Origin of the sequence: Rhodococcus sp. CX (genome assembly GCF_015865005.1) — a bacterium.
Classification (GTDB): Bacteria; Actinomycetota; Actinomycetes; order Mycobacteriales; family Mycobacteriaceae; genus Rhodococcus.
The window spans coordinates 1-4,231 of the sequence record NZ_JADZGH010000167.1 but is presented as its reverse complement, the minus strand read 5'-3'; the positions used below and the strand labels follow the sequence as shown (position 1 = coordinate 4,231).

The following is a 4,231-nucleotide window of genomic DNA, read 5'->3' as shown; positions in this document are numbered from 1 at the left end:
CCGAATGCCGCACCGGCCGCGCCGGTGCGGCATTCGGCTTCCAGGGATTTCCAGTGCTTTCGGGACCGTCTCAGGGGTCGAGAAAGTCCAGCACGTCGCCGGGCAGCTGCCTGATGCGCACGACACCCACGTGCCCGACCCCGGGGTAAAGCGCCAGCTGTCCGTTCGCGACGCCGTCCGCGGTCTTCGCGAAGAGATCCGGGCTGTAGAAGCCGTCGCGGTCGCCGCCGACGACCAGCACCGGGCACCGGATGTCGGCGAGCCGGTCCGACAGGTCGAAGCGGTCCTCGGCATCGATGACGATCAGCATGTCGTCGTAACTGTGTCCGTCGTGCCCGCGCCCGCGCATGGCGGGTTCGAGCAGCCAGCCGGCGATCCACAGCAGACGTCGCGACCAGCCGTGCGCGGCGGTCGCGGCGGCGAGCCCGGCCATCGCGCGGCGTGGACGACCCGCCCGTACCTCCGCGGCCGCATCCCGCTGGACCCGACGCCCGGGGCCGAGCCGATGTGCCGAGGAGATCAGGACGAGCCGGCGCACCACGTCCGGGTGGTCCGCGGCGAGCTGGAGCGCGATGCTCCCACCGGTGGAGGTGCCCATCACGTCGACGGGCACGTCGAACCTGGCACGTAGCGCGGTGGCGTAGGCACGAGCCAGGTCCGCGATCGTGGTGCCCGCGGCCAGGCCCGTCGGCCGGTTGACCCACCACACCTCCCGGTGTGCGGCGTACGGAGCCATCGCACCGAGCTGCGCCTTGCGGTCGAATCCCTCCGGCGCCCGATGATCAGAGCTCAGGCCCGGTAACAGCACCAACGGCGCACCCGACCCGAGCCGCATGCAGGCCATGCCCGAATCCCAGGTCTCATCGGATGCCTCCATCGGCCGTGCCCCCGTCGCCGTGTGTGCGGTCGCGAACTACGGGGGAATCTAGCGCCGGTGGCGCTACCGCGATCGCGGGTTCACGAATTCGTGCCGAGAGCGTCGAGGAACGCGGAGATCGGTGTCAGACCGTTGTTGAACTCGATGGTGCGGTGCACCGTCGCGGGACGGTCGAGCACCGCGGCGGCGACCGCTGCGACGTCGGCCCGGCTCACCGTGCCCCCGGCCGCGGCCGAACCCGTGTCGATCAGCCCGGTCGGCGGATCGGACGTCAGCGACCCCGGACCCAGGATGGTCCAGTCCAGGTCGGTGCCACGCAGATGGGCGTCGGCGGCCGCCTTCGCCTCCGCGTACGGGAAGAAGCTGTTGTCCTCGGCGACGCCGTGGTCCGGTCCGGCCCCGAAATAGGACACCATCACGTAGCGCCGCACACCCGCCTGCTGCGCCGCGGTCATCGAGGCGATCGCGGCATCGCGGTCCACCGCGTAGGTGCGCGCCGGGTTGCCGCCGCCCGCGCCCGCAGACCACACCACCGCATCGTGACCGCGCAGCAGATCGGCGAGCGCCGTGACGTCGAGGTGCTCCACGTCGGCGACCAGCGGGTTGCCGCCGGCTGCGCGTACATCGTCGGCGTGGTCGGGATTGCGGATGAGAGCAGTGGTCTCGTGCCCCGCCTCGGCCAGGAGCCGTTCGAGGTGCAGGGCCACCTTCCCGTGTCCGCCGACGATTGCGATGCGTGCCATGCCTATTCCTCCGGGACGTTCGAACCGAGCAGGGTGATCATCATCAGATTGTGGATGCGCGGTGCTTCCTGCTGTGCGGCGGCGGGCCCGAGGAACACGCCGAGATCGGACACCAGGTTGAGCGCCCCGTACATCAGGAACCGTGATTCGACGACGGACAGACCCGGGCGGACTTCGCGGAGGAGGGCCGCCCACTGCTCGATGTTCGAGCGTTGCCGCAGCCGCAGGTCCGCGCGGGGGCCGGGTGCGACGTGGACCAGCTCCGCAAAGTACACGGACATCAGCTCTCGTTGCGAGAACGACAGTTCCACGTACACCGCGGTCAGTGCCCGCACCGCGTCGACCGGATCGGAGGCGGTGCGAAGCTTCTCGGCGACCGCCGCTTCGAGCCCGTCGATGGCCCGGTAGAACGCGGCCGCGAGAATGTCGGCCTTCGACGGGTAGTAGCGGTAGACCCCGGACGCCGGCAGGCCGACCGCGGCGGCGATCTCCTCGACCCCGATCTCGGCGTACCCCCGATCGTGGAAGAGATGGACCGAGGCCCGCAGCAGATCCTCACGCATGTTGCTCACCGCGGCCGGCTCGGGGACGGCCGCGGGAACGGTCACGCTCGTGCCGGACGAGCCGGCGTCGCATTCGGCGATCGCGGTGCATGCGCCGAGCAGGAGTTGCTCGGTGCGTCGCGGGGAGAGCACGAGGCTGTGCGCAGTGATGCTCCCGATCACACTGAGCATCGCGGCGACGGTGACGAAGGCGTCCCGGTCGGACAGCTCCGGCCGGATCCGCATGACGCATTCGCGGATGACGCGGTTCACCTCCCACGATCGCGTGCGGATGGGCAGCCGGTCCTCCTTCTGCAGGTACCGGCGTTTCCACCGGTAGATGCCCGCGGTGCGGCGATGCGTGATCGTGGTGCCGATGATCGCGGACAGATGTGCGCGGAGCTGATCGTAGGCGCTGCCCGGGAGCGGATCCGACGATTGCTCGAGTGCGGCTTCGAGTGCGTCGAGGAGGATCAGGGCCGAGTTGAGGAAGAGCGCGTACTTTCCCGGAAAGTGGCGATAGAGAGCGGATTTGGTGATTCCCACTTCGGCGGCGATGTCCTCGACGCTCACCCCGTGGTAGCCGCGCTCGGCGAAGGCGATCGCGGCAGCGGTCGCAATCCGGTCGCGACGGTCCTTCGGCCGCGACCGGCGCTCGACCCGGGGGGAGGAAGTCTTGCTGACCACGCGCACCTGCCTCTGTTCGCTCGGTTTGCCCTGTCGGTGTTGCCCGGATGACGCTCGCTGGGGTGTGTCGCTCCGTGAGAGCATATGCCAATTCCACGATTGCGAATCGCTGTCCACATATATTCGGCCTCGCCCCGTTCCCGTTACAGGGTCTTTCGGCCTGCACTGCTGTGAGCAGGAATTACTCGCGAAGAGGGATGCCCGACCAACGAACAACTCCTGCGGAATGATTGTTCACAAAAGTGGAAGTTCTGCGGCTGGGTGGTGATAGCCTCCTCCGCGTCCGTCGCATCCGGATCTGCAACGGATGCACATCCGAGGGGGTAGGGCATGGATGCGCTGCAGGGGACACCCGGCGTCCCGACCTACTGTCCGCCCATCGTTCAGGAGTCCGATCGGTGCTCGATGTCGCACGCAAAGTCCTGTCCTACGAGATGTCCGTCGCCGAGTTCATCGGTCTCGTCGTCCTGGTCGCCATTCCCTACGGCCTGATCGGTGTCGTCTGGACGCTCACCCACACCTCGCATCTCTCCGACATGGAGGGTGTCGACCTGGTGATCTCGTTCCTCGGTTCCATCGTCTGCTGGCCGGTGCTGACGTTCTCGAACGTGTGCATGACCTAGTCGCCTGTGCGACGGGCTGCCTGCGCGGTGCGGCGGGCAGTATCGGCGTTCTCCTAACCGTCCGATCGGTGCATCGTAGTCAACGTCCGCCGCTCGGCGAAAAGCGCTGACGGAAAACAGATATTCCCAGGTTGTGAGCGGTGCGGTACGTCTTGGCTTCCATGGGCACACCCGCTCCGTCTGATGAGAATCGCGGTTCACTTAGATCTTGCCCGGCGTCGGTGGGTGTGTCACACTTCACCCTGAATCGACGTCTGCTTCCGTACCCGATCGACGGAGCCACCCCTGTGTGAAAACCGAAGGGATGCAGTAGATGACCTATGAATTGCCGGCTCCTCGTGGGCCGGTTCGCGACGTCGCGACCGAGGGGGGTTTCCTCATCGGATTCGCCGTGCAGTCGCTGGTCGTTCTCGCCGTCGCCGTGCTGCGACGCCGGCTGTCGCTGTACGAGACGGTGACCCAGACGCTCTTCATCGGGCGCGTGTGCACGGGACCGTCGCTGCTGCTGATGATTCCGGTCGGCGTGTTCATCGCAGTGTCGGTCGGCGAACTCGCCGGCCGGATCGGTGCCGGTGGCTACTCCGGCGCCGTCGTCGCCTTCATCATCGTCGGCCAGGCCTCCGCCCTCGTGTGCGCGCTCATGCTCGCCGGTGTGGCGGGCTCGGCGATCTGCACCGATCTCGGCTCGCGCAAGATCCGCGAGGAGATCGACGCGATGGAGGTCATGGGTCTCGACGTCCTCGAGCGCCTCGTCGCGCC

The 4,231-nt window shown here is 67.8% G+C and carries 5 protein-coding genes; 2 read left to right on the top strand and 3 right to left on the bottom strand.

Annotated elements, in window-relative coordinates; translation table 11 throughout:
• Positions 1-70 precede the first annotated feature (70 nt).
• The 3 genes from I0Q12_RS17475 to I0Q12_RS17465 form a co-directional block, all read right to left on the bottom strand.
• Positions 71-877: an alpha/beta fold hydrolase gene (locus I0Q12_RS17475; protein WP_231610899.1), complete on the bottom strand. Its 807-nt coding sequence runs from the start codon at positions 875-877 to the stop codon at positions 71-73.
• A gap of 80 nt (positions 878-957) precedes the next feature.
• Positions 958-1,620 (bottom strand): SDR family oxidoreductase, encoded by a 663-nt coding sequence (locus tag I0Q12_RS17470; protein ID WP_197253099.1) that lies wholly within the window; start codon positions 1,618-1,620, stop codon positions 958-960.
• 2 nt (positions 1,621-1,622) lie between these two features.
• Positions 1,623-2,849 carry a TetR/AcrR family transcriptional regulator gene (locus I0Q12_RS17465; protein WP_307846322.1) on the bottom strand — a complete coding sequence of 409 codons (1,227 nt, stop codon included), beginning with the start codon at positions 2,847-2,849 and terminating at the stop codon, positions 1,623-1,625.
• Positions 2,850-3,283: 434 nt separating this feature from the next.
• Here I0Q12_RS17465 and I0Q12_RS17460 point away from each other — a divergent pair, with 434 nt between their 5' ends.
• Both I0Q12_RS17460 and I0Q12_RS17455 read left to right on the top strand, forming a co-directional pair.
• Positions 3,284-3,472, top strand: a complete 189-nt coding sequence (locus I0Q12_RS17460; protein WP_231610900.1) for a hypothetical protein — start codon at positions 3,284-3,286, stop codon at positions 3,470-3,472.
• Between the two features lie 313 nt (positions 3,473-3,785).
• Positions 3,786-4,231 (top strand): ABC transporter permease (locus I0Q12_RS17455; protein WP_197253096.1); only part of this gene is annotated, 446 nt, incomplete at its 3' end.

Excerpts from the sequence above, each read along its gene's own strand:
- I0Q12_RS17475 (WP_231610899.1), bottom strand. The coding sequence starts at position 877 with ATGGAGGCATCCGATGAGACCTGGGATTCGGGCATGGCCTGCATGCGG.
- I0Q12_RS17470 (WP_197253099.1), bottom strand. The coding sequence starts at position 1,620 with ATGGCACGCATCGCAATCGTCGGCGGACACGGGAAGGTGGCCCTGCAC.
- I0Q12_RS17460 (WP_231610900.1), top strand. The coding sequence starts at position 3,284 with ATGTCCGTCGCCGAGTTCATCGGTCTCGTCGTCCTGGTCGCCATTCCC.